1 protein-coding gene is annotated in these 370 nt (G+C 58.6%); it reads right to left on the bottom strand.

Going from position 1 to position 370, the window contains the following annotated elements; all coding sequences use genetic code 11:
• Positions 1–348: hypothetical protein (locus HPY23_RS02085; RefSeq protein ID WP_210346944.1), on the bottom strand; the 348-nt coding region annotated here is incomplete at its 3' end.
• Positions 349–370: the final 22 nt, after the last annotated feature.

The following is a 370-nucleotide window of genomic DNA, read 5'->3' as shown; positions in this document are numbered from 1 at the left end:
TACTCCGCCCTTCAGGTGGATGCGGGAGTTGTTCACGATGGTGCTGTTCGCGTTCTGGCCGATGATGGTGATCTGCCGACCGGCTTCAGCATTCGTGAAATCGGTATACATTGTCGCCGAACTATCCGCCGCGAGGAAAAACCTCTGGAACCACGCGCCCACGTTGGCGCTGCCGCCGCCAGTCAGCGGGATAAACCACTGATCGGCCCCGGCCTGCACCGGGTTGTTGTTGCGGCTGATCGTATTGAGGCCGATCCTCTTCTGCCATCCCTGGACCGTCGCGACCGCAGCATTGTCGAAAACCGTATTGGTCGTTCCGATGTTGCCGAAGTCGAAGTTCCAATCCATGCGATAGAAGCGATTGGCGGAC

This window comes from Methylobacterium ajmalii (assembly GCF_016613415.1).
Taxonomy (GTDB): Bacteria; Pseudomonadota; Alphaproteobacteria; order Rhizobiales; family Beijerinckiaceae; genus Methylobacterium; species Methylobacterium ajmalii.
This window is presented reverse-complemented; position numbering and strand designations above follow the sequence as displayed.